Origin of the sequence: Cohnella mopanensis, assembly GCF_022352055.1 — a bacterium.
In the GTDB taxonomy this organism is placed as follows: domain Bacteria; phylum Bacillota; class Bacilli; order Paenibacillales; family Paenibacillaceae; genus Cohnella; species Cohnella mopanensis.
In genome coordinates this window covers 1-4696 of sequence record NZ_JAKRWM010000018.1, presented here as the reverse complement: position 1 = coordinate 4696, position 4696 = coordinate 1, and the positions used below count along the sequence as shown (strand labels likewise).

General features: G+C 52.6%; 2 protein-coding genes. Both read left to right on the top strand.

The genetic code is table 11. The features are described from left to right. Positions 1 to 683 (top strand): S-layer homology domain-containing protein (locus tag L3D05_RS22325; protein WP_239618602.1); only part of this gene is annotated, 683 nt, incomplete at its 5' end. 155 nt (positions 684 to 838) lie between these two features. Beyond that, positions 839 to 4696, top strand: a 3858-nt coding sequence (locus L3D05_RS22320; RefSeq protein WP_239618601.1) for an NHL domain-containing protein, incomplete at its 3' end; no start/stop codon positions are given.

Here is a 4696-nt window from a genome sequence, read left to right as displayed (position 1 = left end):
TCGCGAAGCAAGAGCAGAATCAGGGTCAAGGCAAGGATCAAGGGCAACATACGGCCTACATCAAAGGATTCAAGGACGGAACATTCCGTCCGGAAGCTTCGGTGAGCCGTGCGGAGATGGCAGCCATGCTGGGTCGCAATCTGCCGACATCAGGCACGAAAGCATTAAGCTTCAAGGATATGGCGAACAAGCATTGGGCAAGCCAAGAGATCAACGCGACAAGCGCGAACGGAATACTCCTCGGATTCAACGATGGTACATTCCGTCCTATGGAAGTTGTAACTCGTGCTCAGATGGCTGCAATCGTATCCAGATGGGTAACGAACGCTTGCAAGGCGGACGCAGTTGCTTATGATACATGCGGCAAACTCGGCGGAGCGGTAACGTTCCAAGACGTGAGCGCGAAGCACTGGGCAGCCGATGAGATCGGAGTCGCTGCGGCATCGGGCATTATGACGGGCGGAGCGAACGGAACGTTCCGGCCGGACGAAGCGCTGACGCGCGCGGAAGCGGTGAAAGTATTGAACCGTCTGTTCGACCGGGGGCCGTTATTCGGCGATCTGAAGCCGACGTTCTCCGACATGCCGAGCACGAACTGGGCGTTCCGCGAAGTCGAGGAAGCTTCGCGCGATCATCAGTGGGTAAGAGAGAACGGTAAAGAGGTGGAAAGCGTTAAGAACTAAGTGTAGTACGATTAAAGGCTCCGCCCATTGTGCTAGATTAGCTACCTTGGGCGGAGTTCTTTTTGTGAGCAGGTATTGTTAAGAGTTTGTTAATCGCATATGTGTAAAATCAACTCGAAACGTGACATATTATCGCTAACTTTGGAGGAAAACAGATGAGAAAGTCTAAACTCATGAAATGGGTTGTGGTTCTTTGTATTCTATTCGTTGATTTCTTCGCAGGAACGTCCGCAAGGAAAGAGGCTAAGGCAGCGCCAAGCAGCCAAGGCAACTATACGATCTCGACAGTTGCGGGCACTGGCGATATCGGTAATGAGGAGGAAGCGCTTAAATTGCGTCTTTCAGGTCCTCAAGGCGTTGAGATCGACGCAGCCGGGAACGTCTATTTTGCGGAATTTACGACTTTTCGCGTTCGCAAGGTTGACTCTTCCGGATGGGTGACGACGGTAGCGGGCTCCGGTGAGGGATATTTCCTGCCCGAAGGCCATAACGGTCCGGCTGTCGCCGCGCGGCTATCTAATCCAAGAGGGTTGTTCCTGCAAGGCACTAAGTTGTACATAGCTGAAACCGATGGCGATCGGATATCGGCGGTTGACTTGAGTACCGGCGTTTATACGGTGATCGCCGGCAATGGCGAGGCCGGTTATAGGGACGGGAGAGTCGAGCAGGCGTTGTTTAACAACCCTCAGGATATCGTTCTGGATGCTGCAGGGAATATTTATGTCGCGGATTACGGCAACCATCGGGTAAGAAAGATCGATACCAATGGAGATGTAACTACTGTGGCGGGGAACGGGCTGACGCCTGCGCAAGGGAATCCGGAGTGGCTTCCGAACGGGATCAATGCCACGGACGCCAAATTATACCATCCCTATAATGTCGCTTTGGACAATAACGGAAACTTGTACGTTAACAATCATGCGGCGAATACGATTGTTAAGGTGGATACTGCCGGGAAAATATGGACGATCGCCGGCAACGGGAATTACGGAGCTCCGGCGAATGGAGCCGATGCGACGAACACCCACCTCGGCTCTATTCAAGACATAGTCATACATCCCGTAACGCAAGAAATTTATCTTATGGACAGCTCCAACAAGAGAATATATCGACTAGATTCAATGGGGAAAATAGGAGTTGTAGCAGGAACTGGTTCAGGTGTCGATAACGGAGACGGATCTACGCTAACGACGAATCTGCAATATCCGAATTTCGGGAAATTCGATGCGAGCGGCAACCTCATCTTTTCCGATCAAAACAAGCTTAGAAAAATGACTGCGGACGGTAACGTCGTGACTTTGGCGGGCGAAGGCAGAGGGGATTATTACGGTAGGGGACCCGGAACGGCCGCCCGGCTGCATAGTCCCACGGACGTAGCCGTGACGAACGATAATACGCTATTTATTTCGGATAGCTTAAATCATCGTATCCTGCAAGTTTCGCAAGGTAATGCAGAGACATACGGTCTGTTGAATGTATTTGCGGGAACGGGAATTTCCGGATACAAAAACAATTTTTATCTTAAGACTTCGAATTTCCAAGAGCCGAGCGGACTAGCCGTTCGTGTCGATGAAGCTTACTATTCTTTATTAATAGCCGATACGCAAAATCACCGGATTCGCTCGACCCAGTACAGTTGGCTGGATAACATGGGCGCAGGGAATGGAACTGCGGGTTACGCAGGAGACGGCAATTATTCGAACGATGCTAGCGTAATGTTAAATTCACCTACGGGTATTGCTTATACCAATAATAAAGATTACTACATTGCGGATACGAACAACCATCGCGTACGCAAGGTAACTTATGAACCTAGCTGGACCATCTCGTCGGTTGCCGGAACGGGTACCGCGGACTATACGGGGGACGGGGGGGCAGCAACGAACGCAAAGTTAAGCTCGCCGCGCGGCGTGGCAGTCGACAGCCAAGGCAATGTGTATATCGCGGATACAGGCAACCATGCCGTTCGCAAGATCGATAAGGCAACCGGCGCTATTACAACGGTAGCAGGCAAAGGGACGGCAGGCTATTCCGGCGACGGAGGAAAGGCGACAACCGCCGAATTGAACGAACCTTGGGACGTAGCGCTCGATAAGCATGATAATCTCTATATCGCCGATACGGGTAATCATGCCGTTCGCAGAGTTGATCAGTTCGGCAAAATCATCACCGTCGCCGGCAGCGGGACTGCGGGTTACGGCGGAGATGGCGGTTCCGCATTAACCGCTAAGCTTAATGGGCCGACCGGGATCACTGTCGGTCAGGACGGTGCGATCTATATTGCGGATCGCGGTAACCATCGCGTCCGCAAAGTTGTTCAGCAAACCATCGCGAAAGCGGACGCTAACGGGACTGCCGTGCGAGTGAGTACGTTCGGAGTTCCGGATGCTAAGTCCGTAACGGCATGGCTGGTCGATGAACTCGGGAACACCGTACCGGGAGTAGAAGGATCGGACACGATTGCGTCTCAGGCTGCCAATATTCCGTTACTAATCCCTTCTAGCCTTCCAGCCGGATTATACCGGATTGTCGTTCAGGTTGACGGGGTCGCGGAAACGAAAGAAATCCTTTGGACAACTCTGGATGAAGCCAGATTGCAGGATTTGACCGTAAACGGCGTAACCGTGGCCGGATTCGGTTCTACTGTTGAAGAGTACGACGTCGTATTGCCTTATGGAACGACAATGGTGCCTTCCGTGAACGGGACGGTATACGCGACAGGCAAAGCGAACGCAGTCGTGACTGCTGCCTCAAGCTTGCCGGGTACGACAACGATCGTCGTGACCGCCGAAGACGGCACGACGAAGAAGACGTACCGGATTAATTTTACGGTCGCGCTGAACTCGGCTAAAGGGATCGTGAGCTTTGATTTACAAGGTTTAAGCCCGGTCGTAACGGGAGCGATCAATGAATCGGCGAAGACAATCGCTTTGTCCGTACCTTACGGAACGGATGTGACGCAACTCGTTCCCGCGATCTCGCACAGCGGTGTAAACCTTTCGCCGGCTAACGGACAGTCCGTGGATTTCACCGATCCGGTCGTCTACAAGGTGACCGCAGAGGATGGCAGTACCGTAACTTACCTTGTAACCGTAACGGTAGGACAGTCCGATAATGCGAATCTGGCCTCGCTGAGCTTGTCGAACGCAAGCTTGTCGCCTACTTTCGAGGAGGATAAATCGGAGTACTTCGCGTCGGTCACCAGCGCCGTTTACGAGACGAATGTGATCGCCGTCCCGGCGGATCCGCATGCCTCTGTCGTCTTGAAGAGCGGCGGTCAAATTATCGCGAATCCGATGCCGCTTAACATCGGCCTCAACTTGATCGAAGCGGTCGTAACGGCGGAAAGCGGGGCGACGAAGTCCTATCTCGTGTATATTACACGCTTACCAAACACGGATAAAGCGATCATAAACTTCGCTTTTCAAGGGTTAAACCCTGCGGTTGCGGGAATCATCGACGAAACGTCGAAGTCGATAACCTTGTCTGTGCCGTACGGAACGGATGTAACGCAACTTGTTCCTACTCTATCATTCGTTGGCACGAGCGTTACGCCGGGTAGCGGACAACCGGGGGACTTCACGCACCCGGTCCTGTATACGGTGACCGCGGAGGACGGCAGTACCGTCTCCTACCTCGTAACTGTAACGATCGGATTGTCCGCCAATGCGAATCTCGCCTCGCTTGGCTTGTCCAATGCAAGCTTGTCGCCGGAATTCGCGGCCCAAGCAACGCAGTATACCGCATCTGTATCGAACGATATCCGGGAGACGAACGTGATTGCTTTGCCAAGTGACCCGAAATCTTCCGTCGTCATGAAGCGTGACGGTCAAGCGATTGTAAATCCAGTGCAGTTAAATGTTGGTGTTAATGTCATCCAAGTTGTCGTGAGTGCGGAGAATGGCACGGTGAAGAGTTATTTTATCGAGGTTACTAGACTGGCGGCAGTGCCGTCCGGCGGAAGCAGCGGAGGAGGAGGCTCCTCAACCGAAGAAATCACGGTTGACGTAGAA